At 73.9% G+C, this 25860-nt stretch carries 24 protein-coding genes; 18 read left to right on the plus strand and 6 right to left on the minus strand.

Features of this window, described 5'->3' with window-relative positions:
* The first annotated feature begins 165 nt into the window (after nucleotides 1–165).
* A complete protein-coding gene (locus ACIQUQ_RS31710; protein ID WP_403982909.1) occupies nucleotides 166–540 on the plus strand; it encodes a nuclear transport factor 2 family protein in 375 nt (124 codons plus the stop codon).
* Here ACIQUQ_RS31710 and ACIQUQ_RS31715 read toward each other — a convergent pair.
* Complete coding sequence (locus tag ACIQUQ_RS31715) at nucleotides 516–1820, minus strand: YncE family protein (RefSeq protein ID WP_403982911.1); 1305 nt, start codon at nucleotides 1818–1820, stop codon at nucleotides 516–518. The genes ACIQUQ_RS31710 and ACIQUQ_RS31715 overlap by 25 nt on opposite strands.
* 270 nt (nucleotides 1821–2090) lie before the next feature.
* On the opposite strand from ACIQUQ_RS31715, the gene ACIQUQ_RS31720 reads away from it, so the two are divergent.
* From ACIQUQ_RS31720 to ACIQUQ_RS31740, 5 genes are all read left to right on the plus strand, one after another.
* Nucleotides 2091–2474 carry a cell division protein SepF gene (locus ACIQUQ_RS31720; protein ID WP_403665205.1) on the plus strand — a complete coding sequence of 128 codons (384 nt, stop codon included), beginning with the start codon at nucleotides 2091–2093 and terminating at the stop codon, nucleotides 2472–2474.
* 55 nt (nucleotides 2475–2529) lie between these two features.
* Entirely contained in the window at nucleotides 2530–3681 is a 1152-nt protein-coding gene (locus ACIQUQ_RS31725) for an AAA family ATPase (RefSeq protein WP_403982913.1), read from the plus strand.
* Nucleotides 3678–4046, plus strand: coding sequence for a nucleotide pyrophosphohydrolase (locus ACIQUQ_RS31730; protein ID WP_403982915.1), 369 nt, complete (start codon nucleotides 3678–3680; stop codon nucleotides 4044–4046). The genes ACIQUQ_RS31725 and ACIQUQ_RS31730 overlap by 4 nt, the downstream gene beginning before the upstream one ends.
* Before the next feature lie 162 nt (nucleotides 4047–4208).
* Nucleotides 4209–4703, plus strand: a complete 495-nt coding sequence (locus tag ACIQUQ_RS31735) for a DUF6099 family protein (RefSeq protein WP_403982917.1) — start codon at nucleotides 4209–4211, stop codon at nucleotides 4701–4703.
* A gap of 156 nt (nucleotides 4704–4859) precedes the next feature.
* The gene (locus ACIQUQ_RS31740) at nucleotides 4860–5504 is read left to right on the plus strand and encodes a dihydrofolate reductase family protein (protein ID WP_403982919.1); all 645 of its coding nucleotides are present in this window, start codon (nucleotides 4860–4862) and stop codon (nucleotides 5502–5504) included.
* A 139-nt stretch (nucleotides 5505–5643) separates the two neighbouring features.
* Here the strand turns inward: ACIQUQ_RS31740 and ACIQUQ_RS31745 are convergent, their stop codons facing one another.
* Nucleotides 5644–5883: a hypothetical protein gene (locus tag ACIQUQ_RS31745; RefSeq protein ID WP_403982921.1), complete on the minus strand. Its 240-nt coding sequence runs from the start codon at nucleotides 5881–5883 to the stop codon at nucleotides 5644–5646.
* Between the two features lie 204 nt (nucleotides 5884–6087).
* Here ACIQUQ_RS31745 and ACIQUQ_RS31750 point away from each other — a divergent pair, with 204 nt between their 5' ends.
* From ACIQUQ_RS31750 to argF, 7 genes are all read left to right on the plus strand, one after another.
* A complete protein-coding gene (locus ACIQUQ_RS31750) occupies nucleotides 6088–7038 on the plus strand; it encodes an LLM class F420-dependent oxidoreductase (protein ID WP_403982923.1) in 951 nt (316 codons plus the stop codon).
* On the plus strand, nucleotides 7038–7946 hold the full coding sequence (mmuM, locus tag ACIQUQ_RS31755; protein WP_403982925.1) for a homocysteine S-methyltransferase: 909 nt from the start codon (nucleotides 7038–7040) through the stop codon (nucleotides 7944–7946). Before ACIQUQ_RS31750 ends, mmuM begins: the two co-directional genes overlap by 1 nt.
* Before the next feature lie 66 nt (nucleotides 7947–8012).
* Complete coding sequence (locus tag ACIQUQ_RS31760; protein WP_403982928.1) at nucleotides 8013–9578, plus strand: 3' terminal RNA ribose 2'-O-methyltransferase Hen1; 1566 nt, start codon at nucleotides 8013–8015, stop codon at nucleotides 9576–9578.
* Nucleotides 9575–12139 (plus strand): polynucleotide kinase-phosphatase, encoded by a 2565-nt coding sequence (locus ACIQUQ_RS31765; RefSeq protein ID WP_403982930.1) that lies wholly within the window; start codon nucleotides 9575–9577, stop codon nucleotides 12137–12139. Before ACIQUQ_RS31760 ends, ACIQUQ_RS31765 begins: the two co-directional genes overlap by 4 nt.
* A 138-nt stretch (nucleotides 12140–12277) precedes the next feature.
* Nucleotides 12278–12784 (plus strand): hypothetical protein, encoded by a 507-nt coding sequence (locus ACIQUQ_RS31770; protein WP_403982932.1) that lies wholly within the window; start codon nucleotides 12278–12280, stop codon nucleotides 12782–12784.
* A gap of 40 nt (nucleotides 12785–12824) precedes the next feature.
* Nucleotides 12825–14054, plus strand: coding sequence for an arginine deiminase (locus tag ACIQUQ_RS31775; RefSeq protein WP_403982934.1), 1230 nt, complete (start codon nucleotides 12825–12827; stop codon nucleotides 14052–14054).
* 134 nt (nucleotides 14055–14188) lie between these two features.
* Nucleotides 14189–15199 carry an ornithine carbamoyltransferase gene (gene argF / locus ACIQUQ_RS31780; protein WP_403982937.1) on the plus strand — a complete coding sequence of 337 codons (1011 nt, stop codon included), beginning with the start codon at nucleotides 14189–14191 and terminating at the stop codon, nucleotides 15197–15199.
* Between the two features lie 10 nt (nucleotides 15200–15209).
* Here the strand turns inward: argF and ACIQUQ_RS31785 are convergent, their stop codons facing one another.
* Nucleotides 15210–15674, minus strand: coding sequence for an ATP-binding protein (locus ACIQUQ_RS31785; protein WP_403982939.1), 465 nt, complete (start codon nucleotides 15672–15674; stop codon nucleotides 15210–15212).
* Nucleotides 15675–15882: 208 nt separating this feature from the next.
* On the opposite strand from ACIQUQ_RS31785, the gene ACIQUQ_RS31790 reads away from it, so the two are divergent.
* The 3 genes from ACIQUQ_RS31790 (at nucleotide 15883) to ACIQUQ_RS31800 (ending at nucleotide 20616) form a co-directional block, all read left to right on the plus strand.
* Nucleotides 15883–16710: an enoyl-CoA hydratase family protein gene (locus ACIQUQ_RS31790; RefSeq protein ID WP_403982942.1), complete on the plus strand. Its 828-nt coding sequence runs from the start codon at nucleotides 15883–15885 to the stop codon at nucleotides 16708–16710.
* A gap of 2 nt (nucleotides 16711–16712) precedes the next feature.
* Complete coding sequence (locus ACIQUQ_RS31795) at nucleotides 16713–18980, plus strand: bifunctional salicylyl-CoA 5-hydroxylase/oxidoreductase (protein ID WP_403982944.1); 2268 nt, start codon at nucleotides 16713–16715, stop codon at nucleotides 18978–18980.
* A gap of 184 nt (nucleotides 18981–19164) precedes the next feature.
* Complete coding sequence (locus tag ACIQUQ_RS31800; RefSeq protein ID WP_403982947.1) at nucleotides 19165–20616, plus strand: LPXTG cell wall anchor domain-containing protein; 1452 nt, start codon at nucleotides 19165–19167, stop codon at nucleotides 20614–20616.
* On the opposite strand, the gene ACIQUQ_RS31805 is transcribed toward ACIQUQ_RS31800, so the two are convergent.
* The 3 genes from ACIQUQ_RS31805 to ACIQUQ_RS31815 all read right to left on the minus strand — a co-directional run bounded on the left by ACIQUQ_RS31805 (nucleotide 20613) and on the right by ACIQUQ_RS31815 (nucleotide 24002).
* Nucleotides 20613–21452, minus strand: a complete 840-nt coding sequence (locus tag ACIQUQ_RS31805) for a GNAT family N-acetyltransferase (protein WP_403982949.1) — start codon at nucleotides 21450–21452, stop codon at nucleotides 20613–20615. The genes ACIQUQ_RS31800 and ACIQUQ_RS31805 overlap by 4 nt on opposite strands.
* Before the next feature lie 134 nt (nucleotides 21453–21586).
* The gene (locus tag ACIQUQ_RS31810; RefSeq protein WP_403982952.1) at nucleotides 21587–22393 is read right to left on the minus strand and encodes a PaaX family transcriptional regulator C-terminal domain-containing protein; all 807 of its coding nucleotides are present in this window, start codon (nucleotides 22391–22393) and stop codon (nucleotides 21587–21589) included.
* Nucleotides 22394–22397: 4 nt separating this feature from the next.
* Nucleotides 22398–24002, minus strand: a complete 1605-nt coding sequence (locus ACIQUQ_RS31815) for an AMP-binding protein (protein ID WP_403982955.1) — start codon at nucleotides 24000–24002, stop codon at nucleotides 22398–22400.
* Between the two features lie 121 nt (nucleotides 24003–24123).
* Here ACIQUQ_RS31815 and ACIQUQ_RS31820 point away from each other — a divergent pair, with 121 nt between their 5' ends.
* Together ACIQUQ_RS31820 and ACIQUQ_RS31825 are read left to right on the plus strand one after the other, a co-directional pair.
* Nucleotides 24124–25236: an acyl-CoA dehydrogenase family protein gene (locus tag ACIQUQ_RS31820; RefSeq protein WP_403982957.1), complete on the plus strand. Its 1113-nt coding sequence runs from the start codon at nucleotides 24124–24126 to the stop codon at nucleotides 25234–25236.
* Nucleotides 25233–25631, plus strand: coding sequence for a RidA family protein (locus ACIQUQ_RS31825; RefSeq protein WP_399952236.1), 399 nt, complete (start codon nucleotides 25233–25235; stop codon nucleotides 25629–25631). Before ACIQUQ_RS31820 ends, ACIQUQ_RS31825 begins: the two co-directional genes overlap by 4 nt.
* Nucleotides 25632–25860: the final 229 nt, after the last annotated feature.

Consider the following 25860-nt stretch of genomic DNA (forward strand, 5'->3'; position numbering starts at 1 on the left):
TCGGGGCACGGCGGAGGGGTGGTCGAGGACGGCTCGGAGGGAAGTCTTACGGAACAGGTGTGCGCTTGTCCATGGTGTGGATATTCCGTGGTGGTGATAGGGCGGAGATAGTCCGCGGTTGTGCCTCCGGCGCAGAGTGACCAGGGCTGGAGGAGAGGACACGAGATGAACAGTCAGCAGGCCGGGGAGCGTTCGCCGAGCCGCATCGTCACCGCGGCGGGGGTCGACCACGTACGGCTTTCCTACCACTACCTGGACAGCGGGGACCTGGACGGTTACGGGTCGCTGCTGCACGAGCAGGTGGAGCTGGACCGCCCCGACGCACCCTCCGGGCAGGGGCGCGCCGAGGTCGTCCGGCTGCACCGCGACGGGCTCGTGCCGGCCGCGCGCCACCTCATCCACCGGATCGTCGCCGAGGGCGACCGCGTGGTGGTCATGGGGAGCACGGGCCGGTCCGAGTTCGTCGACGTGTTCACGCTGTCCGCGGAGGGCATGCTCCGCGGCTGTCGCCGCTACTACTTCGCGCCGCCCGCGGCCTGACCCGTCCAGCCGGCCGGGACGCGGCCGAGGCGGACGCGCTGCGGGTGGTCGCCCACCGGGACCGAGACGGTCTTCCGGCCGGTCGCGAAGTCGATGGCGGTGACCCGGTCGGCGCGGCTCTCGGAGATCACGCAGGCCTTGCCGTCGCCGCTCACGGTCGCCCAGTACGGCTTCGAGGCCGGCACCAGCGGGCCCTCCTGGAGGGTGGCCCGGTCGAGGACGGTGGCGTAGTCGTCCATCGTCCCGGCGACGCACAGCTTCTCGCCCGACGGGTCCACGGACATGCCGTGGTGGCGGGAGTCGTTCACCCAGGTGGTGCGGTCCTCGCTGGTGGCGGGGTTCTTGGGCAGGGTCTTGGAGCGGGTGATCCGGTCGGTGGCCACGTCGTACTCCAGCAGGCCGTTGAAGAAGGACACCTGGAAGTACAGCTTCGAGCCGTCGGGGGTGAACGCCACCGGGCGGACCGCGTCGGACAGGTCGGAGCGGCCGAAGGCGTCCAGCCGGGACCGCATGTCGATCACCCTGACCGTGGCGAAGGTCCGGGCGTCCACCACGGTGATCTTCCGGTCGCCCTTCGTCCAGTCCAGCCAGGGGGCGTCGAGGGCGCTGGTGACGTCGCCGATGGACATGTTCCACAGGTACCGGCCGCCGTCGGTGAAGACGTTCTCGTGCGGCTTGTCGCCGGTGGCGAAGGAGCCGACCTGGCGGCCGGTGGTGATGTCCAGCACGTGCACCGTGTTCGCCGTCGAGGCCGAGACCGCGACCCGGGTGCCGTCGGGCGACACCGCCATGTGGTCGGCCCGGTAACCGGAGACGGCGAAGCGCCAGTTGACCCTGCCGGTGGCCAGGTCGAGGGACACCACGTCGGCGAAGCTGGGCCGGGACACCACGAGCGCGGTGCCGTCGGGGGTGGCGTACATGTCGTCCACGAACTGGTCGTGGCCCTCGCCGGCGGTGTTGCGGACGCCGAGGAAGAACGCGAGCTTCAGCGGGTTGAGGTAGATCTCCCGGAGCCGCTCCTCCTTGTCCGGCACGACGTTGATCCGGCCGATCCGGGCCAGGTCGCCGGAGGACGCCAGCACGTCGGCGGTGCCCTCCCAGTTGTTCCCGACGAACAGCACCTCGCGCAGGCCGGAACCCGCTCCGGAGGCCTCCGCCGCGTACGCGGGGGAGGGGGCGGCGAGGGTCAGCGCGGCCAGCAGGGCAGCGGCCGCCAGCCCGGCTCGGCGGCGTGAACGGACGTACGGAGAGCGGGAGTTGTGGTGCGTACCGGTACTCACGAGCGGCTCCTGACGCGGCGGGGGGCTGATTACCTGGCGGTAAGGTACTGACCCGTCAGTAGTCTTGCCAGACACATCACGCGATCGTTCCCGGGCCCGCTCCACCGGGTACGTTGACCGCGTCCCCCTCCGGCAGTGACCCCTCGCGGCCGCCCCGCGGGCGGGAACGTCCGGAACCCGGTGTCTTCCACCCGTGTCGGTGTTGGGCTGATCGGGTGAAACACGAGAGGATGGGCGGATGCACATGAATGGCGGGGCCGAGGTGGTCCGGTGAGCAGGTACGACGTCACCGACGAACAGTGGGAGGGGCTCGCCCAGGTCGTCCCCCTGCGCAGCCGCAACGAATGGCCGTCGCGGGTCGACCACCGCACCATCCCCGGCGACCACGCGGCGCGGCAGCGGCGGTTCGTCGTCCTGCGCGTGCAGGTCTTCGCCGACGCCCGCGAGGTGGCCGAATACCTGATCGCGCAGATCCCCGTGCTCCTCGACCTCACGGGAGCCGACACCGAGGTCGCCAAGCGCATCCTCGACTTCAGCAGCGGCGTGGTCTTCGGCCTCGGCAGCGGCATGCACCGGGTCGACCGGAACGTCTTCCTCCTCGCCCCCGTGGGCACCGAGGTCGAGGGCATCGCCGCCGCCATCCCCCAAACGTAGGAAGGCCCCACGACGGAACGGTTCGCCCCGGGACGGGGTGCGTAGCGTCCGGCGCATGCACGCCACCCCCGCGCACGCCACCCCCGCGCACTCCCGCCCCGCGGTCACCGAACTCCGCCTCTCCGCCTACCGCTCCCACCGCGGCGCGGCCTACCCCCTCGGCCCCGTCACCCTCCTCACCGGCCCCAGCGGCAGCGGCAAGTCCACCGCCCTGGAGGCCTACGCCTGCCTCGCGGGCCTCGCCTCCGGCCGGTCCGTCGCCGAGGTCTTCCCCGACCCCGTCTCCTGCGTGCCCGAAGGCGCCGCCCCCGACGCCCAGGGCCGCCGCGGCTTCCGCATCGGCTGTACCGTGGACGGCCCCGCAGGACCCGCCCGCCTCGACCTCGCCGTCCAGGCGGATCCCGAACTCCGCATCGTCGGCGAACGCCTCACCGCCGACGGCCGGATCCTCCTCACCACCGCCTTACGCGACCCGGGCCGCCGCACCGTCCAGGCCGCCTGGCTCACCGGCGGCCCCGCAGGCGTCACCCGCGCACCCCTCCCCGACGACCGGCTCGGCACCGCCCTGCTGCCCCTGCGCGTCGCCGGCAGCACCGAAGGCCAGCGCCGCGTCCTCGCCGCCGCGGAACAGGTCGTCGTCGCCCTCCGCTCCGTCTTCTCCTGCGACCCCCGGCCCGACCGCATGCGCGCCCCCGTCACCCCCGCCGGCGGCCGCCTCCACGGCGACTGCGACAACCTCGCCGACGTCCTCCACCGCACCCGCGGCGAATGCGCCACCCGGCACGCCGCCCTCGTCCGGGCCGCCCGCACCGGCTGCGCCGGCCCCGTCGCCGACCTCGCCGCCCGTGCCCTCTCCGACGGCCGCACCGTCGCCGAACTCCACCGCGGCCCCGGCGCCGCCACCCCCCTCGGCCGCCTCGGCCAGGGCGAACTCCGCTTCCTCGGCCTCGCGCTCGTCCTGCTCACCGGCCCCGGCGTGCTCGCCATGGACCCCGCCGCCGAACTCCTCCCCGCCCAGCAGGCGCTCACCGTCCTCGCCGACGGCATGGACCGGTCCCTCGACGCCCGCCAGACCGCCGAACTCCTCCGCCTGGCCCTCCTCTGCTGCGCCCGCGGCCACGTCCGGCTGACCGGCGCGGTGGGCGAGGGCGCGGCGGGGGCCGCCCGCGGGGTACCCGGTGTGTCGGTGGTAGACCTGACCCCGTGACAGACGCAGCCGACCGGCCCGCCCCGCCCTCCCTCGACGTGCTGAGCCGCCGCCTCAAGGAGTTCGCCGCGGCCCGCGACTGGGAGCCGTACCACACGCCCAAGAACCTGGCCGTCGCACTCAGCGTCGAGGCCTCGGAACTCGTCGAGATCTTCCAGTGGCTGACCCCCGAGCAGTCCGCCCGCGTCATGGAGGACCCGGACCGGGCCCACCGCGTGGCCGACGAGGTCGCCGACGTCCTCGCCTACCTCCTGCAGTTCTGCGAGGTGCTCGGAGTGGACCCGCTGGCCGCCCTCGACGCGAAGATCGACCGGAACGAGACCCGCTTCCCCAAACCCGGGCAGAACCGCCCCGAGCACACCTGACACGCCCCCTCGGCGCCCCGTCGTCACTCTTCGGAGTGATGGACTTGTCCGCAACCGCGAGAGTGTCCACAGATTTCCGAATACCCCTGGCTTTACGGGTCCATTGCCCTCACGCTGGGTAGTGGCTAGACAGCAAGATGTCGTACGGACGGGGGACGGCATATGGATGCGGTACGGCTCATCGCGGCCGGCCGTCACGCTCTGGCAAGGAGCCGGACGGCGGGGGAAACCATGGCGGAGGCACTGCAGGCGCAGGCACTCGCCCAGGAGATAGGAAGCTGGCTGGCGGTCACCGGACCGCCCGAACTCAGAACGGAGGCCCGGGGCCTCGGCGACGCGGGACGCAAGGGCTGCGCGACGATCGAACGCCGGGCGCCGGGACCGGAGCCCGGAACCGACGGCGGCCCGCTCCGGGCCGCCCAGCTCTCCGGCATGGAAGACCTCCGGCAGGTCTTCCTCGGACTCATAGCCCTGCTGGACGACACCGTCAGGGCCCTGACCACGGTCGCCTGCGCACCGGAGAACGACCACCTGTACTGGCACATCGTCGAGACCATCGACACGCTCGACCACTCCTGCGACCGGGTCCGCGTGCTGCTGCGCCGCCACGCCGCCCGCCGGGGCAGCGCCTCGCCCACCGCGGGCCGGGGCCGCTGAGCGCGGGGAACCCCCGGTCACGGCCGGACGGTGACGGGTGCGGCCGGACGGGCGGTCTCCGCCCGGAAGTCCCGTCGCCGAACCGGCCGCAGCGCCGGCGATGAGTTTTCGTGGGCCGGGGAGTCCACCCCCTGTCACCGACACTCAGGAGGACCCGTGACCCAGCTGCTCCGCATCCAGAACTTCAACGTCTCCAGCGACGGAATCGGCGCCGGCGAGGACCAGACCCTCGAAAGGCCCTTCGGCCACGTCGACCCCGGCGCCCTGTTCGCCTGGGCCGGGGCCACCGCGAGCTGGCCGATGCGCACCGACCCCGGCGGCAGCCGCGGCCTGGACGACTACTTCACCCGGGACTTCGGGCACAACATCGGCGCCGAGATCATGGGCCGGAACAAGTTCGGTCCGCAGCGCGGCCCCTGGCGCGACCACGACTGGCAGGGCTGGTGGGGGGACGAGCCGCCCTTCCACACTCCGGTGTTCGTCATGACCCACCACCCCCGGCCCTCGTTCACCCTGTCCGACACCACGTTCCACTTCGTCGACGCCGACCCGGCCACCGTCCTCGCGCAGGCACGGGAGGCCGCGCAGGGCAAGGACGTACGCCTCGGCGGCGGGGCGACCACCATCCGGGAGTTCCTCGACGCCGGCCTCGTCGACACCCTCCACGTGGCGGTCTCCCCGCTGAAGCTCGGGACCGGCGTCCGGCTCTGGGAGTCCCCCGAGGAGCTCCTCGACCGCTTCCACCTGGACGTCGTCCCCAGCCCGAGCGGTGTCACGCACCACCTGTTCTGGCGGAAGTGACCCGGGCGGGCCGGATCCGCCGGACGCCGGCCGGCAGCAGCGGCCGATGGCGGCGGGCCGGCCGGCCGTCCGACCGGCCTTCGGGCCGACCGACCGGGCCCGGGGCGGCCGGCCCCGGCGCCGGCCGCCCCGGCCGGACTCAGAAGGGACGCGGTGCCGGACGGTCGGCGTGCGACGCGCGGTCCACCGGGACGGCGTCCGTCCGGGGACGCTCCGCGGAGGTCTGGAGGTCGGCGTCGAGCTGCGAGAGGTCGGCGTTGAGGGCGGCCATCAGCTCTTCCATCTGCTGGAGCAGGCCCTTCGGGGCCCCGCCCTGCGCCGGCACGGTCTGCTCCTGCCCGGCCTGTCCGGTGTGCTCGGGCACGTGATCCTGGGACATGGCGGCCTCCTCGGCCCGGGCCCCTCCCCGCGGGGAAGGGGACGGTGGACGCACCGGGCGAACGCCCCGGCGCGCGGGCCGGGCGGTCCGGCTCCGACCCGGCCAACGATCTCCCCGACCCCCGGTCACTGGCCGGGACGGGCACGAATTCCCAGGTTGACGCAGATTCACCCGGCCGGGGTGACCGGGCGGCAGGATGAGTGCATGGATCTCCGCATCTTCACCGAGCCCCAGCAGGGCGCCGACTACGACACCCTCCTCCGCGTCGCCCGCGCCACCGAGGACCTGGGCTTCGACGCCTTCTTCCGCTCCGACCACTACCTGCGGATGGGCCCCGGACTGCCCCTCGCCGAAGGCGGCGGACCGCCCGGCATGCCCGGCCCCACCGACGCCTGGATCACCCTCGCCGGACTCGCCCGCGAGACCCGCCGCATCCGCCTCGGCACCCTGATGACCGCCGGCACCTTCCGCCTCCCCGGCGTCCTCGCCATCCAGGTCGCCCAGGTCGACCAGATGTCCGGCGGCCGCGTCGAATTCGGCCTCGGCGCAGGCTGGTTCGCCCGCGAACACCAGGCGTACGGCATCCCCTTCCCCGAGGAGCGGTTCGCCCGCCTCGAAGAGCAGCTCGCCATCGTCACCGGCCTCTGGGAGACCAAGCCCGGCGACACCTTCACCTTCGAGGGAACCCACTACCGCCTCACCGACTCCCCGGCCCTGCCCAAGCCCGCGCAGCGCAAGGTGCCCGTCCTCATCGGCGGCCACGGAGCCGCCCGCACCCCCCGGCTCGCCGCCCGCTACGCCGACGAGTTCAACATCCCCTTCGCCTCCCTCGCCGACACGGAGCGCCAGTTCGGCCGGGTCCGCGCCGCCGCCGAGGCGGCCGGCCGCGCCCCCGGCGACCTCGTCTACTCCAACGCCCTCGTCGTCTGCGTGGGCGCCGACGACGCCGAGGTCGCCCGGCGCGCCGCCGCCATCGGCCGCGACGTCGACGAACTCAAGGCCAACGGCCTGGCCGGCACCCCCGCCGAGGTGGTGGAGAAGATCGGCGCCTACCAGGCCGCCGGCTCCCAGCGGATCTACCTCCAGGTCCTCGACCTGCACGACCTGGACCACCTGGAGCTGATCTCCGCCCGGGTCATGCCCCAGCTCGGCTGATGGCGCGCGCCACCACGCCCCTCGCCGCGGAACTGGCCCGCCGGCCGGTCCTCCTCGACGGGGGCCTCAGCAACCAGCTCGCCGACCAGGGCTGCGACCTCTCCGGCGAACTCTGGTCAGCCCGCGTCCTCGACGAGGCACCCGACCAGATCGAGGCCGCCCACACCGCCTACGTCCGCGCCGGCGCGGAAGTCCTCATCACCGCCTCCTACCAGGTCTCCCACGAGGGGTTCGGCCGCCGCGGCCACACCCCCGCCCAGGTCGACCGCCTGCTGCGGCGCAGCGTGGAACTGGCCGACCGGGCCGCCCGCACCGCACCGCCCGGACACCCGGTGTGGGTGGCGGCCTCCGTCGGCCCGTACGGCGCGGTCCTCGCCGACGGCTCCGAATACCGCGGCCGGTACGGGCTCACCGTGGCGGAACTGGCCGCCTTCCACCGCCCCCGCGTGACCGCCCTGCTGGCCGCCCGGCCGGACGTACTGGCGCTGGAGACGGTGCCCGACACGGACGAGGCCGAGGCGCTGCTCCGCGTGGTCGCCGGCTCCGGCACGCCCGCCTGGCTCTCGTACACCGTCGAGGGGGACCGCACCCGGGCCGGCCAGCCCCTCGCCGAGGCCTTCGCCCTGGCCGCCGAGGCGCCCGAGGTCATCGCCGTGGGCGTGAACTGCTGCGACCCCCACGACGTGGCGGGCGCCGTACGCCTGGCCGCCGCCTGCGGGAAACCCGTCGTGGCCTACCCCAACGACGGCTCCGTCTGGGACGCCGCCACCCGGCACTGGCACGCACCCGAGACCCCGGCACCCTGGCCGGTACCCGCCTGGCGGGCCGCCGGAGCTCGCCTGATCGGCGGCTGCTGCCGCGTCGGACCCACCGCCGTCGCCGGCCTCGCGACCGCCCTGAAGCCCTGACACGCACCCGGGGCCCGCCCGAAAATCCCTGGTGGCGGGCCTCGCGGCGCGCCCATACTCGGACGCGTGTTCCTGACGATCAGTACCACCGGTACCCACGAGCGCCCCGCGACCGACCTCGGCTTCCTGCTGCACAAGCATCCCGACAAGGCGCAGGCGTTCTCCACGTCGCACGGCACGGCCCACGTCCTCTACCCCGAGGCCACGGCCGAGCGGTGCACCGCCGCGCTGCTGCTCGAAGTGGACCCGGTGGCGCTGGTGCGCCGCGGCCGCGGAAAGGGCCGCGGCGGCGCCCCCGACTCCGCCCTCGCGCAGTACGTCAACGACCGCCCGTACGCCGCCTCCTCCCTGCTCGCCGTGGCCCTCGCCGCCGTGTTCTCCAGCGCCCTCAAGGGCCAGTGCCGCAACCGGCCGGAGCTGCCCGGGCAGGCCAGGCCGCTGCGCGTTGAGATCCCCGCCCTGCCCGCCCGCGGCGGCCCCGAGCTGGTCCGCCGGCTCTTCGGACCCCTCGGCTGGCACACCGTGACCGCGGACCCCGTCCCCCTGGACGGGCGCTTCCCCGAGTGGGGCGACTCCCGTTACGTACGCCTGGTCCTGGAGGGCGAGCTGCCCCTCGCCGACGCCCTGCGCCAGCTGTACGTGCTGCTGCCCGTGCTCGACGACGCCAAGCACTACTGGGTCGCCCCGGACGAGGTCGACAAGCTGCTGCGGGCCGGCGACGGCTGGCTGGCCGGACACCCCGAGCACCGGCTCATCACCAGCCGCTACCTCGCCCGGCGCGGCGGGCTGACCCGGCAGGCCATGGAGCGGCTGGAGCTGGCCCGTCTCGCCGAGGCCGACGACACCGCGGCCGAGGAGCTGGACAACGCCGTCGACGAGGCCGTGGACACCGAGGACCGGCCCGTGCCGCTGGCCGCCCGGCGTCGCGAGGCCCTGCTCGCGGCCCTGCGCGCGGCCGGAGCCCAGCGCGTCCTCGACCTAGGCTGCGGCCAGGGCCAGCTCGTCCAGGAGCTGCTCAAGGACCCCGCGTTCACCGCCGTCACCGGCGTCGACGTGTCGATGCGCGCGCTCACCACGGCCGCCCGCCGGCTGCGGCTCGACCGCATGGGCGAGCGGCAGAGCTCCCGCGTCCAGCTGCTCCAGGGCTCCCTGGCGTACACCGACAAGCGGCTCGCCGGCTACGACGCGGCGGTCCTCAGCGAGGTGATCGAGCACGTCGACCCGCCCCGGCTGCCCGCCCTGGAGTACGCCGTCTTCGGCGCGGCCCGCCCCCGCACCGTGCTCGTGACCACGCCGAACGTCGAGTACAACGTCCGCTGGGAGTCGCTGCCCGCCGGGCACGTCCGGCACCGCGACCACCGCTTCGAATGGACCCGGGAGGAGTTCCGCGGCTGGGCCGGCGAGGTCGCGGCCCGGCACGGCTACGAGGTCGCACACCTGCCCGTCGGACCCGACGACCCGGAGGTCGGCCCGCCCACCCAGATGGCGGTCTTCACCCGCACCGACACCACCACCGACCCCACCGGCACCCACACCACCGAGAACGACACCCGGCACGGCAACAACGGCACGCACGGCACGCACACCACCCGGGCCACCGACACCGCCGAGAAGGAGGAGAAGGCCGCATGACCACCGAGCACACCACCCGCACCCTGCCCGTCCCCGACCTGTCCCTCGTCGTCCTCGTCGGCGCCACCGGATCCGGCAAGTCCACCTTCGCGAGCCGCCACTTCAAGCCCACCGAGGTGCTCTCCTCCGACTTCTGCCGCGGCCTCGTCGCCGACGACGAGAACGACCAGAGCGCCAGCCGCGAGGCCTTCGACGTCCTCCACTACATCGCCGCCAAGCGCCTCGCCGCCGGCCGGCTCACCGTCGTCGACGCCACCAACGTCCAGACCGAGGCCCGCCGGCAGCTCGTCGCCCTCGCCCGCGAACACGACGTGCTGCCCGTCGCCATCGTCCTCGACCTGCCCGAGCAGGTCTGCGCCGCCCGCAACGCCGTCCGCCCCGACCGGGCCGGCATGTCCCCCCACGTCGTCACCCGCCACCGCCGCGAACTGCGCCGCTCCCTGCGCGGCCTGGAACGCGAGGGCTTCCGCAAGGTGCACGTCCTGCGCACCGTCGAGGAGGTCGACGCCGCCCGGGTCGTCCGCGAGCGCCGCTTCAACGACCTGACCCACCTCACCGGCCCCTTCGACATCGTCGGCGACGTCCACGGCTGCTCCTCCGAGCTGGAGACCCTGCTGGACAGGCTCGGCTACCGCGACGGCGTCCACCCCGACGGCCGCACCGCCGTCTTCGTCGGCGACCTCGTCGACCGCGGCCCCGACAGCCCCGGCGTCCTGCGCCGCGTCATGAGCATGGTCAAGTCGGGCAACGCCCTGTGCGTGCCCGGCAACCACGAGAACAAGCTCGGCCGCCACCTCAAGGGCCGCACCGTCCAGCGCACCCACGGCCTCGCCGAGACCATCGAGCAGCTGGAGCGCGAGGACGAGGCCTTCGTCGCCGAGGTCCGCGAGTTCATCGACGGACTCGTCAGCCACTACGTCCTCGACGGCGGCCGCCTCGTGGTCTGCCACGCCGGCCTGCCCGAGAAGTACCACGGCCGCACCTCCGGCCGCGTCCGCTCCCACGCCCTCTACGGCGACACCACCGGCGAGACCGACGAGTTCGGCCTGCCCGTGCGCTACCCGTGGGCCGAGGAGTACCGCGGCAAGGCCGCCGTCGTGTACGGACACACCCCGGTCCCGAACACCTCCTGGCTCAACAACACCATCTGCCTCGACACCGGCGCCGTCTTCGGCGGCCGGATGACCGCGCTGCGCTGGCCCGAGCGCGAACTGGTCGACGTACCCGCCGAGAAGGTCTGGTACGAGCCCGCCAAGCCGCTCGCCACGGAGGCGCCCGGCGGCCGCGAGGGCCGCCCGCTGGACCTGGCCGACGTCCACGGGCGCCGGGTCGTCGAGACCCGCCACCTGGGCAACGTCACGGTGCGCGAGGAGAACGCGGCCGCGGCCCTGGAGGTGATGAGCCGCTTCGCCGTCGACCCCCGGCTGGTCCCGTACCTGCCGCCGACCATGGCGCCCACCGCCACCTCCCGCGAGGGGACCCGCGGCGGAGCCGCCGACGTGGACCATCTGGAGCACCCGGCCGAGGCCTTCGCCCAGTACCGGGCCGACGGCGTCACCCGCGTGGTCTGCGAGGAGAAGCACATGGGCTCCCGCGCCGTGGCCCTGGTCTGCCGCGACGCGGACACCGCCCGCGAACGCTTCGGCGTCACCGGCGTCACCGGCTCCCTGTACACCCGTACCGGACGGCCCTTCTTCGACGACCCGGACGTCACCGAGACGGTCCTGGACCGGCTGCGCACGGCGGTCTCCGGTGCCGGCCTCTGGGACGAACTGGACACCCCGTGGCTGCTGCTGGACGGCGAGCTGCTGCCCTGGTCGCTGAAGGCCACCGGCCTGCTGCGCGACCAGTACGCCGCCGTCGGCGCCGCCGCCGCGGCCGTCTTCCCGGACGCGCTCGCCGCCCTGGACGCCGCCGCCGCCCGCGGCGTCGACACCGGCGGCCTGCCCGCCAGGCAGCGGGAACGGGCCGCCGACGCGGCCGCGTTCACCGACGCCTACCGCCGCTACTGCTGGCCCACCGACGGCCTGGACGGGGTGCGCTTCGCGCCCTTCCAGCTGCTCGCGGCCGAGGGCCGGTCCCTCGCGGACGTGCCGCACGACCGCCAGCTCGCCTGGCTGGACCGGCTCGTGCAGCACGACGCCACCGGGCTGCTGCGCACCACCGGCCGGCTGGTCGTCGACACCGGCGACGAGGACTCCGTACGCGCGGGCACCGACTGGTGGCTGGAGCTGACCGCGGCCGGCGGCGAGGGCATGGTCGTGAAGCCGCTGGACGCGTGCGTCCGCGACGGCAGGGGCCGCCTGGTGCAGCCCGGCATCAAGGTCCGCGGCCGCGAGTACCTGCGGATCATCTACGGCCCCGAGTACACCCGCCCGGACAACCTGGAGCGGCTGCGCGAGCGGTTCCTCGGCCACAAGCGGTCCCTCGCGCTGCGCGAGTACGCCCTCGGCCTGGAGGCGCTGGACCGGCTGGCCGGCGGCGAGCCGCTGTGGCGGGTCCACGAAGCCGTGTTCGCCGTGCTGGCACTGGAGTCGGAGCCCGTCGACCCCCGCCTCTGACGTACGGAACCCGCCCGCCGGCACCCTCCGGAAACCTCCCGCCGTTACGGCAAACGGGGGAATTTCGCGGGGAATCGGCGGGCGGGCTCGTTCTTCCAGGGAAGCGGAGTGTCCGCGATCCCGGAAAGAACGGAACGCATGATGAACAAGACCGCGCGCGGAAGCCTTGCGGCGCTCATGACGTGTATGGCGACGGCGGCCGCGGTGTCCCCGGCGCTGGCGGCCGAGCACGTCCCGGTCGACGTGCCGCTGGAGGCGCTGGAGGTGCCGCTCGGCATGCAGACCCCGCACCTGGCGACCGGTCTGCCCGTGCCCGTCCCCGGCATCCCCGAGGGCCCGGTCCACCACACGGGCGAGATGCTGCCCAACCCGGTGCTCCCCATGGTCCCGCTGACCGGCGAACTGGCCCCCACCCTCGCCTCCACCCCGGTCCCCGACCTGCTGGGCACCGGCAAGAACGGGGAGGCGAAGCTGGCCGCCCCGGCCTCCGACATGGTCGCCAAGACCCCGGGCGCGGTCGTGGGCGCCCCCATGCTGCTGCCCGACGGCGACCACTTCGGCCTGCCGGCCCTGACCAAGCCGCAGCTGGGCATCCTCACCCCGGCGCTCCAGGGCGACCCGGGCGCGCTGCTGGGCTTGAGCTGACACCCGCTCGAAAAGCCGCCCGGTCTGCGACCGTGTAGGCATGGGATTCCATGTCGACTCCGAGACCGGGCGGCTCCGCCGCGTCATCCTCCACCGGCCGGACCTGGAGCTGAAGCGGCTCACCCCGAGCAACAAGGACGCGCTCCTCTTCGACGACGTGCTGTGGGTGCGCCGGGCCCGCCAGGAGCACGACGGTTTCGCCGACGTGCTGCGTGACCGGGGCGTCGAGGTCCACCTCTTCGGCGACCTGCTGCGCGAGTCGCTGGAGATCCCGGAGGCGCGCCGGCTGGTGCTGGACCGGGTCTTCGACGAGAAGGAGTTTGGGCCGCTGGCCACCGGCCACCTCCGGGCCGCCTTCGACGAGCTGCCGGCGGCGGAGCTGGTCGAGGCGCTGGTCGGTGGGATGACGAAGCGCGAGTACCTGGAGCGGCACGGCGAGCCCACCTCGGTGCGCTTCCACGCGCTGGAGCTGGACGGCTTCCTCCTCGACCCGCTGCCGAACCACCTCTTCACCCGCGACACCTCCGCCTGGATCTACGACGGGGTCTCCATCAACGCGATGCGCTGGCCCGCCCGGCAGCGCGAGACCGTCCACTTCGAGGCCATCTACCGCCACCACCCCCTCTTCACCGCCTCCGGGGCCTTCCACTACTGGTCGCAGGGCCAGGCCGACTACCCGTCCACCATCGAGGGCGGCGACGTGCTGGTCATCGGCAACGGCGCGGTGCTGATCGGGATGAGCGAGCGGACCACCCCGCAGGCCGTGGAGATGCTGGCGCGGGGCCTGTTCGCGGCCGGGTCCGCCCGTACGATCGTGGCCCTCGACATGCCGAAGCGGCGGGCGCTCATGCACCTGGACACGGTGATGACGATGGTCGACGGGGACACCTTCACGCAGTACGCGGGGCTCGGCATGCTCCGCTCGTACACGATCCGGCCGGGCGAGGCCGAGAGCGAGCTGCGGGTCACCGACCACCCGCCGGAGCACATGCACCGGGCCATCGCGGAGGCGCTGGGGCTGGACGCGATCCGGGTGCTGACCGCCACGCAGGACGTGCACTCGGCGGAGCGCGAGCAGTGGGACGACGGCTGCAACGTGCTGGCCGTGGAGCCCGGGGTGGTCGTGGCGTACGAGCGGAACGTCACCACCAACACCCACCTGCGCAAGCAGGGCATCGAGGTGATCGAGATCCCGGGCAGCGAACTGGGCCGGGGCCGGGGCGGGCCGCGGTGCATGAGCTGCCCGGTGGAGCGGGACCCGGTCGGGTAGGCCGGTGGGGGCGTCGGCGGCGGTGCGGGCTGTGGCCCGCGTCACCGCCACCAGACTGTATAGAGATACGGGGGCTCGTATAGACTTCCAACCCTTGCCGTCCCCGTCCCCGTGCGTGACCTAGGAGTGCCCCCATGGCGACCGACCTCGTTGGCCGGAGCTTCCTCAAGGAGCTCGACTTCACCGCCGCCGAGTTCCGCGGCCTGGTCGCCCTGGCCGCCGAACTGAAGGCCGCCAAGCGCGCCGGCGCCGAGGTCCGGCACCTCCGGGGCCGCAACATCGCCCTGATCTTCGAGAAGACCTCCACCCGCACCCGCTGCGCCTTCGAGGTCGCCGCCGCCGACCAGGGCGCCCACACCACCTACCTCGACCCCTCCGCCTCCCAGATGGGCCACAAGGAGTCCGTCCGCGACACCGCCCGCGTCCTCGGCCGGATGTTCGACGCCATCCAGTACCGCGGCGACAGCCAGGACGCCGTCGAGGAACTCGCCGCCTTCGCCGGCGTACCCGTCTACAACGGCCTCACCGACGACTGGCACCCCACCCAGATGCTCGCCGACGTCCTCACCATGACCGAGCACTGCGCCAAGCCCCTGGAGTCCACGAGCTTCGCCTACCTCGGCGACGCCCGCTTCAACATGGGCAACTCCTACCTCGTCACCGGCGCCCTGCTCGGCATGGACGTACGGATCGTCGCCCCCCGCGCCTACTGGCCCGCCGAACAGGTCGTCTCCCGGGCCCGGGCCGCCGCCGCGACCAGCGGCGCCCGCATCACCCTCACCGAGGACGTCGCCGAGGGCGTCGCCGGCGCCGACTTCGTCGCCACCGACGTCTGGGTCTCCATGGGCGAGCCCAAGGAGGTCTGGGACGAGCGCATCAAGGCCCTGGCCCCGTACGCCGTCACGATGGACGTGCTGCGCGCCACCGGCAACCCGGACGTCAGGTTCCTGCACTGCCTGCCGGCCTTCCACGACCTGGGCACCAAGGTCGGCCGCGAGATCTACGAGCGGCACGGCCTGGAGTCGCTGGAGGTCACCGACGAGGTCTTCGAGTCGGCCCACTCCGTCGTCTTCGACGAGGCCGAGAACCGGCTCCACACCATCAAGGCGATCCTCGTCGCCACCCTCGCCGGAACCGACGCGTAGTCACGCATAGTCATACGGCGGCGGAGCGGCCCAGGCCGCAGCCGCCGCGCCGCGGCCGGGGCCGCGCGGCCAGCGTGAACCACACCGCCTTGCCGCGCGGCGTCGGCCGGTGCCCGCAGGCCGAGCTCAGGGTGCGGAGCAGCAGCAGCCCCCGCCCGTGCTCCTGCAGCGGGTCCGGGTACTCGCCCGGCACGGCCGGCGTCAGCGCGCCCGGCGGACGCGGGTCGCCGTCGTGCACCTCGATCCGGCAGCCCCCCGGCAGCAGCTCCACCTCCAGTTCCACGGCGGCGCCCGCCCCGGTGTGCTCCACCGCGTTCGCCACCAGCTCCGCCGTCAGCAGCTCCGCCGTGTCGAGGTCCGCCGGCGCGCCGGGACCGGCCAGGGCCGAGCGGACCACGGACCGGGCGAGGGGCACGGCCGCGGTGGTGCGGGGGAGAGCGGTCCGCCAGAGGGTGTGAGCGGTGGGCGCGGGCACGGCGGCACGTCCTTTCGGCGGGTGGTGCGGGAGGAGATCGTGTCTTCCACGCTACGGAGCGGGCGCCCCGCCTCCCAGGGCACCCCGATGTGTGTGCGGAGGACGAGGGCCATGTCCGGTTCGGGACCTTCGTACGGGACCTTCGCCCACCACGTCGCCTGTCGCGTTCTCCTGACGACAGTCACAAGACGGTGATACCGTCGTGGACGTGAGCCCCTTCACCGGTTCCGCAGCCGCAACGGAGCGATGGCGCCACCTCCGGGTGACCCGGCAGGACGGCGTCGTCACCGTCACCCTCGACCGCCCCGAGAAGCTCAACGCGCTCACCTTCGGCGCCTACGCCGACCTGCGCGACCTGCTCTCGGAACTGTCCCGCGAACGCGCCTGCCGCGCCCTCGTCCTCGGCGGCGAGGGACGCGGCTTCTGCTCCGGCGGCGACGTCGACGAGATCATCGGCGCCACCCTCGCCATGGACACCGCCCAGCTCCTCGACTTCAACCGGATGACCGGACAGGTCGTCCGCGCCCTCCGCGAATGCCCCTTCCCGGTCATCGCCGCCCTCCACGGCGTCGCCGCCGGCGCCGGAGCCGTCCTCGCCCTCGCCGCCGACTTCCGCATCGCCGACCCCACCGCCCGCTTCGCCTTCCTCTTCACCCGCGTCGGCCTCTCCGGCGGCGACATGGGCGCCGCCTACCTGCTGCCCCGCGTCGTCGGCCTCGGCCACGCCACCCGCCTGCTGATGCTCGGCGAACCCGTACGCGCCGAGGAAGCCGAACGCATCGGCCTCCTCAGCGAACTCACCGACGAGGGCAAGGCCGGCACCCGCGCCGCCGAACTCGCCGCCCACCTCGCCGCCGGACCCGCCCTCGCCTACGCCCAGACCAAGGCCCTCCTCACCGCCGAACTCGACATGCCGCTCGCCGCCTCCGTCGAACTCGACGCCAACACCCAGGCCCTGCTGATGAACGGCCGGGACTACGCCGAGTTCCACGCCTCCTTCACCGGCAAACGGCCCCCCGCCTGGCAGGGGAGGTGACCGTGCGGATCGCGGTCATCGGCGGCGGCCCCGGCGGCCTCTACGCCGCCGCCCTCCTCAAACGCCTCGGCCCGGACCGCGACATCACCGTCTGGGAACGCAACGCCCCCCAGGACACCTTCGGCTTCGGCGTCGTCCTCTCCGACGAGACCCTCGGCGGCATCGAACACGCCGACCCCGAGGTGTACGCCGCCCTCCAGGCCGAATTCGTCCGCTGGGACGACATCGACGTCGTCCACCGCGGCCGCGTCCTCACCTCCGGCGGCCACGGCTTCGCCGCCCTCGGCCGCCGCCGACTCCTGGAGATCCTCCACGCGCGCTGCGCCGCACTCGGCGTACGCCTCCGCTCCCGCGAAGAGGCCCCGCCCGCCGCCGAACTCGCCGCCCGCCACGACCTGGTCATCGCCGCCGACGGCGTCCACAGCGCCACCCGCACCGCCCACGCCGACGTCTTCCGCCCCAACCTCACCACCCACCGCTGCCGCTACATCTGGCTCGCCGCCGACTTCGCCTTCGACGCCTTCCGCTTCGAGACCGCCGAAACCGAACACGGCGTCATGCAGCTCCACGGCTACCCCTTCTCCGCCGACGCCTCCACCGTCATCGTCGAAATGCGCGAAGAGGTGTGGCGCGCCGCCGGACTCGACCTCTGCGACCAGGACGAATCCGCCCAGCGCTGCGCCAAGACCTTCAGCGAGGCCCTCCGCGGCCGGCCCCTGCGCGGCAACAACTCCGCCTGGACCGCCTTCCGCACCGTCGTCAACGACCGCTGGTCACACGGCAACATCACCCTGCTCGGCGACGCCGCCCACACCGCGCACTTCTCCATCGGCTCCGGCACCAAACTCGCCGTCGAGGACGCCCTCGCCCTCGCCGCCTGCACCGAGGAACACGACACCCTCCCCGCCGCCCTCGCCGCCTACGAAGCCGAACGCCGCCCCGTCGTCGAATCCACCCAGCGCGCCGCCCACGCCAGCCTCCGCTGGTTCGAGGACCTCGCCGTCTACCTCGACCAGCCGCCCCGCCAGTTCGCCTTCAACCTCCTCACCCGCAGCCGCCGCGTCACCCACGACAACCTGCGCCTGCGCGACCCCCGCTTCACCACCACCGTCGAACGCGACTTCGGCTGCCCCGACGCCACCCCGCCGATGTTCACCCCCCTCACCCTCCGCGGCCTCACCCTCCGCAACCGCGTCGTCGTCTCCCCGATGGACACCTACCGCGCCACCGACGGCCTCCCCGGCGACTTCCACCTCGTCCACCTCGGCTCCCGCGCCCTCGGCGGCGCCGGACTCGTCATGACCGAGATGGTCTGCGTCAGCCCCGAAGGCCGCATCACCCCCGGCTGCTCCGGCCTCTACACCGACGCACAGGCCCGCGCCTGGACCCGCATCGTCGACTTCGCCCACACCCAGGCCCCCGGCGCCGCCCTCGGCGTCCAGCTCGGCCACTCCGGCCGCAAGGGCTCCACCCGCCTCATGTGGGAAGGCATCGACCAGCCCCTCCCCACCGGCAACTGGCCCCTCGCCGCCGCCTCACCCCTGCCCTGGCAGCCCGGCACCAGCCAGACCCCGCACGCCCTCACCCCCGCCGAACTGGACGACGTACGCGACCAGTTCGTCCAGGCCACCCGCCGCGCCGCCGACTGCGGATTCGACCTCCTCGAACTCCACTGCGCCCACGGCTACCTCCTCTCCGGCTTCCTCTCACCCCTCACCAACCAGCGCACCGACCGGTACGGCGGCACCCTCACCCACCGGCTGCGCTACCCCCTCGAAGTCTTCGACGCCGTCCGCGAGACCTGGCCCGCCGACCGGCCCATGACCGTCCGCATCTCCGCCACCGACTGGGCCCCCGGCGGCACCACCACCGAAGACGCCGTCGCCATCGCGCGCGCCTTCGCCGACCACGGCGCCGACGCCATCGACGTCTCCACCGGCCAGGTCGTCCCCGACGAGAAGCCCGAGTACGGCCGCTCCTACCAGACCCCCTACGCCGACCGCATCCGCAACGAACTCGGCGTCCCCGTCATCGCCGTCGGCGCCATCTCCTCCTGGGATGACGTCAACTCCCTCCTCCTCGCCGGCCGCGCCGACCTGTGCGCCCTCGCCCGCCCCCACCTCTACGACCCCCACTGGACCCTGCACGCCGCCGCCGACCAGGGCTACACCGGCCCCGCCGCCCCCTGGCCCGCTCCCTACCGCGCCGGCAGCCGCAAACCCCCCACCGGCCGCACCGACACCCCCCGCCCCCGCCTCACCCTCCCCTGACCACGCCCACCGGAGGACAGGCCGGCCTCGGCCCCGATCCGGATCATGCCCTTGACGTGCAACCTTTCCGGCGCCCGGAGAGTCGTACCCCGGCCGGCGGCGTCCGCCCCGATGCCCGCCGGCGGGAACGAAGGGCAAGGGAACGGAGATGGGAATGCGGCCGAGCGGACGTGTCCGAAGAGCCTTGGCGGGACTGCTGGGTGCCCTCGTCGCGGTGGGGGCGGTCGCCGCGCCGCCGACAGCGGCGGCGCAGCCGCACCGGCCGACCGACGAATTCCGCCTCCGCGTCGCGAAGGTGATGTACCTGCCGCCCGAGGGCGCACAGGGGATCGGTCTCAACGCCGTGGTGAGGGCGGACAACGGGGCCGAACCGAGGTCCCGTGACGTCACCCTCGTCTTCGACGCCTCGGACCTCAAGGGCAAGGCGGTCGTCGGGTACGTGTCGTCCGACTGCGCCGCGGAGGACATGGTGGTGACCTGCAGCGGGTCGTCCCGGGCGGCCCCCCCGGGCTTCGCCCTCGAGTCGGTCAAGGGCGTGCGGCCCGGCGAGGCCGGGGTGATCCGCACGACCTACCGCGGGTCGCAGGACCCCGAGCTGACCACGACGACCCGGGTCCTGATCGGCTGGTTCGTCGCCGCGACCGGCGTCCACGAGCCGTACACCCTCAAGCGGGACGCCCCGCGGCGGGCACCCGCGCTCGTCCCGAGGTTCGGCAACGCGGCCGAGCTGACCGCGCCGTTCGGGGTCCGGCTGCGCGTCGAGGTCAAGGGCGCCAAGTTCGAGGGGCCGGGCTACTCCAACTGCGACTACGCCAACAAGGTGCAGGCGGTGTGCGACTTCCCCATGGCCGAAGGCTTCCGGCCGGGCGCCGCCTTCGAGACCAGTGGTGCCTTCGAGGCCACCACCGACAGGAGCGGACAGGCGATCGGGTCCTACACCTATTCGGTCGTCGCACTGGACGCGCAACCGCACCCCGGCGACGACCACTTCGCGTCCGGAGGCCTCTACGGCCAGGGTCCGGCCCTCGGGCTCGTCCCCGTCGACTTCGGCTCCCTCAAGGGCCCGCACACCGGTGGCGTCCAGAAGTTCATCAGCCCCGACTACCGGCGGGCCGACCACCGCATGCCGCCCATCGCCCTGCGCGGAATGCCGGGTGACGTGGTGGAGGCCCCTCTCAGGCCGGTGGGCAAGGGCTCCGGCGGCACCCCGGTCATCCTCGACATACAGCTCCCGCAGGGCGTGGCACTCGATCCCGGCCCGGCGAACCCGGACGCCCACTACTGCGCGTACGTCTACCAGAGCCAGACCCAGATCACCTGCGGCCGCGGCGGCACGGGCGTCCTGCGCCTGAGGATCGCCGACAGCGTCCGGCCCGGCCAGTCGCTGCGGCCCGGGGCCGTCCACCTCGCCGTCCCGTGGGGCGACCCGACCCCGAAGGACAACACCGGCGCGATCACCCTCACCATCGGCGAGCCCCTCCCGCAGACCGGGGCCCGGTGGGCGGCCGGCGCCGCGCTCGCCGCCGTCCTGGCCGCGGGGGGCGTCCTGTCCGTACGCGCCCGCCGGCGCCGCCGCTCACCGGAGCCGACGACACGGACCGACCGACGACCGGACGATCCGAAGGAACCGGCCTAGCCGGCGCGCACCCGGACGCGGTCCTCCACCGGGCGGTACCCGATGCGCCGGTAGACGCCGTTGCTCGTCGGGTTCGCCAGGTCCGTGAAGAGGAGGACCTCCGCCGCGCCCGCCGCGCCCGCGCGCCGGCTCACCTCCGCCGTCACCCCGGCCGCGTACCCGCGACCCCGCAGCTCCGGCGGCGTGTACACCGGGGCCACCCGCGCCGTCCCGCACACCACCTGCCCGCGCCCGGCCAGCGACACCGGCCGGCCCCCGTCCTCCCACAGCGTGAACCCGCCGTACGCGAGCCGCTCCGCCACCAGCTCCGCACGCGCCCAGCCCGGCTCCGACACCTCCTCGCCGAACGCGGCCAGCCACTCCAGCAGCAGCGGCGCGTCCCCGGGCCCCGCCGGACGGGCCCGGCCCGACGGCACCGGGTCCGGCTCCACCAGCCCCTCCAGCCGGTACAGCCGCAGCTCCTCCACCACCTCCGCGGGCCGCCCCCACGCCCCGGCCAGCGCCGCCGCGTCCCCGCGCGCCGCGTTGAACTCCGTCACCCCCGCCAGCAGCGGCTCCGACGCCAGCGCCGCGGCCAGCGGCCCCACCGCCTCCGCCGGCAGCCCCGCCACGTTCAGCGGGTACGGCGGCGTCCACAGCACCGCCCCCGCCACCTCGCCGTCCGCACCGGCCCACCACCCGAACACCGGCGCCCGCTCCCCGTACCGGTGCAGCCCGGACCGCCGCAGGGCGTCCCCGACGGTCAGGATCAGCGTGTTCTCCACGGGGCGCCCCGCGACCCACGCCCCCGCGGCCCTCAGATAGGCCGTCAGATCACGTGTAAAGGTCCACGTCATGCCGCATCATGGCGCGCCCGGCGCACGCCCCGCACCGCGATTTCCCGCACGCGATTTCCGGCGCCGCGATGTCCGGCACCGCGCCCGCCGCCGCGCCCGCCGCCGTGCCCCGGGCCGGACGACCTCCCGCGGCCTCACAGCCGTACGTACGCCGCGCCCGTGTCCCGCAGCCGGGCGTGCAGCTCCGCGAACACCGCCGCCGACCGGTCGCCCGGCCAGTCCGCCGGGAGCAGCGCCGACGGCAGGCCCGGGTCCGCGTACGGCAGGCGCCGCCACGAGTCCAGGGCCAGCAGGTAGTCCCGGTAGGCCTGCTGCGGCTCCGGCTGCGGGCCCGTCTGCCAGCCCCGCAGCACCGGCTCGTGCAGGTCGAGGAACTCCTCGTGCTGCTTGGCGATGGCCGTCAGGTCCCACCACCGGCCCACCGCCTCCACCGTCGGCGCGAAGCCCAGGTGCTCGCCCCGGAACAGCTCCACGTACGGCCGCAGCTGCAGCCGGTCCAGCGTGTGCCGCGTCTCGTCGTACAGCCGGGCCGGCGCGATCCACACCCCCGGCGCCGCCGTCCCGAAACCGAGCCGCGCCAGCCGCGACCGCAGCAGGTGCCGCTTGTGCCGCTCCTGCTCCGGCACCGAGAACACCGCCAGCACCCAGCCCGTGTCGCCGTCCACCGGCCGGCTGCCGTAGATCCGCCGGTCACCGTCCTCCAGCAGCTCACGCGCCTCGTCCGACAGCAGGTACCCGGCCGAACCGTCGGGCGCGCGCCCCGGCAGCAGGAACCCGCGCCGTTTCAGCCGCGACACCGAGGAACGGACGGACGGCGCGTCGACCCCGGCCGCGCCCAGCAGCCGGATCAGCGAGGACACCGGGACGGGACCCTCCGCCGTGCGCCCGTAGGCGCCGTAGAAGGTGACGATCAGGGATCGGGGGGTGTGCAGCTCGGCCACCAGATCACTCTAGATCGCGCAGCCGGAACCGCTGGAGTTTCCCGGTCGCCGTGCGCGGCAGCCGGGCGGCGAAGACGAACGTCCGCGGGCACTTGTGCGGGGCCAGCTCCGCCTTCATGAAGGCCTTCAGCTCGTCCTCGGTGACATGTGACCCGTCACGCAGCACCGTGTACGCCACCACGATCTGCCCCCGGCGCTCGTCCGGACGGCCCACCACCGCCGCCTCGATCACCTCCGGATGGCGCAGCAGCGCCTCCTCCACCTCCGGACCCGCGATGTTGTACCCCGCCGAGATGATCATGTCGTCGGCGCGGGCCACGTACCGGAAGTACCCGTCCGCCTCCCGCACGTACGTGTCACCCGTGACGTTCCACCCGTCCCGCACGTACTCCCGCTGCCGCTCGTCCGCCAGGTACCGGCAGCCCACCGGCCCCCGCACCGCCAGCAGCCCCGGCTCCCCGTCCGCGACCGGCCGCCCCGCCGCGTCCACCACCCGCGCCTGCCAGCCCGGCACCGGCCGCCCCGTGGTCCCCGGCCGGATCTCCCCGTCCGCCGCCGAGATGAAGATGTGCAGCAGCTCCGTCGCACCGATCCCGTTGATGATCCGCAGCCCGGTGGCCGCGTGCCAGGCCTCCCACGTCGCCGCCGGCAGGTTCTCGCCCGCCGACACGCACCGCCGCAGCGCCCCCAGGTCGTACGCCCCCAGCTCCTCCAGCATCGCCCGGTACGCCGTCGGCGCCGTGAACAGCACCGACACCCGGTGCTCCGCCAGCGCCGGCAGCAGCTGCCGCGGACCCGCCTGCTCCAGCAGCAGCGCCGAAGCCCCCACCCGCAGCGGGAAGACCACCAGCCCGCCCAGCCCGAACGTGAACCCCAGCGGCGGACTCCCCGCGAACACGTCGTCGGGACCCGGCCGCAGCACCTCACGCGAGAAGGTGTCCGCCACCGCCAGCACGTCCCGGTGGAAGTGCATGCACCCCTTCGGCCGCCCCGTCGTCCCCGACGTGAACGCGATCAGCGCCACGTCGTCCGCCGCCGTGTCCACCGCCTCGAACCGGCCCGGCCGCCCCTCCGCCAGCCGCAGCAGGTCGTCCGGGGCCTCCCCGCCGTACGCCGTGATCCGCAGCCCCGGCACCTCCGCCTTCGCCAGATCGTCCAGCGCCCCCACGTGACACAGCGCGTGCGTCACCCGTGCCATGTCACACACCGTGGCCAGCTCCTGGGCCCGCTGCTGCGCCAGCACCGTGACCGCCACCGCCCCCGCCTTCACCACCGCCAGCCAGCACGCCGCCAGCCACGGCCCCGTCGGCCCCCGCAGCAGCACCCGGTTCCCCGGCACCACCCCCAGGTCCGCCGTCAGGACGTGCGCGATCCGGTCCACCCGCTCGCGCAACAGCCCGTACGACCACACGCCCCCGTCCGCCGTACGGAACGCCGGACGCTCGCCGCCCAGCCGCCCCGCCGTGCCGTCCAGCAGCTCCGCCGCACAGTTCAGCCGGTCCGGATACGCCAGCTCCGGCAGGTCGAACACCAGCTCGGGCCATTGGTCGGGAGGTGGCAGATGGTCACGCGAAAACGTGTCGACATGAGCGGACGGCGTGAATTCCAAGGCGGGTTCGCCCCCTTGCGACGGGCCGGAAAAGGGGTGGTGCCGGTGCCGTACGAACGCCCAACGAGCGTATCGTGACGGTGACGACAGTCAACTGGACGCGATAGAAATGAGGCGGCGCATGCCGAGTTTCACGCTCGATCCGGAACAACGAGCCTGGTGCGCACACCTGCGCGACCTCGCCGCCGCACACCTGCGCCCCCTCGCCGACAAAGGCGAACCAGGCCGCGTCAACCGCCCCTTGCTCGCCGCACTCGGCGAACACGGCCTCCTCGACCGCCTCTTCACCTCCGGCGCCCTCGACCTCTGCCTGCTCCGCGAATCCCTCGCCTACGCCTGCACCGAAGCCGAAACCGCCCTCGCACTCCAGGGCCTCGGCACCCATCCCGTCCTGACCAGTGGCACACCCGCACAGCGTGACCGCTGGCTGCCCCCCGTCCGCGCGGGACGCGCCGTCGCCGCCTTCGCCCTCAGCGAGCCCGCCGCCGGCTCCGACGCCGCCGCCCTCACCCTCGAAGCCACCCCCGACGGCCCAGGACACTGGCACCTCACCGGCACCAAGACCTGGATCTCCAACGCCCCCGAAGCCGACTTCTACACCGTCTTCGCCCGAACGGGCGAAGCACCCGGCGCCCGCGGCGTCACCGCCTTCCTCGTCCCCGCCGACCGCCCCGGACTCACCGGCCACCCCCTCGACATGCTCTCCCCGCACCCCATCGGCACCCTCACCTTCAACGCCGTACCCGTCACCACCGACGACCTCCTCGGCACCCCCGGCCAGGGCTTCCGCGTCGCCATGGACACCCTCAACCTCTTCCGCCCGAGCGTCGGCGCCTTCGCCCTCGGCATGGCCCAGGCCGCACTCGACGCCACCCTCACCCACACCAGGGAACGCCCCGCCTTCGGCGGCGTCCTCGGCGACCTCCAGTCCGTCGCCCACCGCCTCGCCGACATGGCCACCCGCACCGAGGCCGCCCGCCTCCTCGTCTACGCCGCCGCCACCGCCCACGACACCGCCGCCCCCGACGTACGCACCCGCGCCGCCATGGCCAAACTCCTCGCCACCGAGACCGCCCAGTACGTCGTCGACCACGCCGTCCAACTGCACGGCGCCCGCGCACTCCAGCGCGGACACCTCCTCGAACACCTCTACCGGGAGGTCCGCGCGCCCCGGGTCTACGAAGGCGCCAGCGAGGTCCAGCGGACCATCATCGCCAAGGAGCTCTACCGATGAGCCTGGAGCGGATCAACCCCGCCGAACTCTCCCCGCCCACCGGCTTCTCCCACGCCGTCGTCGCCACCGGCACCCGCCTGGTCCTCCTGGCCGGCCAGACGGCACTCGACCAGGACGGCAAGGTCGTGGGCGACACCCTGCCCGAACAGTTCGCCACCGCACTGGGCAACCTCCTCACCGCCCTGCGGGCGGCCGGCGGCACCCCGGCACAGCTGGCCCGGGTGACGGTGTACGCCACCGACGTGGCCGCATACCGCGAACACGCCCCCGAACTGGGCCGCATCTGGCGGGACCTGGCCGGCCGCGACTACCCGGCCATGGCGGTCATCGGCACGACCCGCCTCTGGGACACGGCGGCCCAGGTGGAACTGGACGGAATCGCCGTCCTCGACTGACGGCCGACGGCATCCGGAAACCCTCGGTCGGCGGACAACCCCACGCCGGGCGGCATCTAGGCACAGGCCCCGGGGCGAGCGGGCGGCTTTGCAAGGGCCGGGCGGAGCTGCGCCGAGCGCTCGGAGGCATCCCTCCGTGTTCGGGGGCTTTGGGTGCTGGCCGGTCTGGGGGCGTCCGCCGACCGAGGGTTTCCGGGCCGGGGTGGCCTGTCAAGGGCGCTCCTTCGTC

Source organism: Streptomyces sp. NPDC101118 (assembly GCF_044759445.1).
Classification (GTDB): Bacteria; Actinomycetota; Actinomycetes; order Streptomycetales; family Streptomycetaceae; genus Streptomyces.